The organism is Frankia sp. AgB32, from assembly GCF_023243045.1.
In the GTDB taxonomy this organism is placed as follows: domain Bacteria; phylum Actinomycetota; class Actinomycetes; order Frankiales; family Frankiaceae; genus Frankia.
The window spans coordinates 1-369 of sequence record NZ_JALKFX010000185.1; the positions used below are offsets into that span (position 1 = coordinate 1).

The 369-nt window shown below is 72.9% G+C and carries 1 protein-coding gene; it reads right to left on the reverse strand.

Features of this window, described 5'->3' with window-relative positions:
- On the reverse strand, positions 1-369 hold a 369-nt coding region (locus tag MXD60_RS26345), incomplete at both ends, for a DUF222 domain-containing protein (protein WP_248822400.1).

Sequence of the window (369 nt, forward strand, 5' to 3'; positions counted from 1 at the left end):
GCGGAGGGTGAGGCGGCGGGTGTCGCGTTGGGTGGCAGGGTCGGTGGTGATTGCGTGGGCGGCGGCGACGAGGCGGTCGAGTTGGCTGGCGGTGCAGTGGTGGGCGTGGTTGAGCCAGAAGGGTTCGGTGTCGGGGGTGGCGGTGCGGGTGATGGCGCGGACTTTGGAGTAGGAGAGTTCGCCGGCGGCGAAGGCGGCGCGGATCTGGGGGAGTTCTTCCAGTGCGTGGGCGGTGGCGAGGTGTTCGCGGGCGGCGCGCAGGCCCAGGCCGCAGCGCCAGGACAGCCAGTGGGCGCAGGAGTTGATGCCGATAGCGGTCCAGCCGCGGCGGCGGTCGAAGGCGGCGAGCAGGCCGAGCCAGCCGCAGGT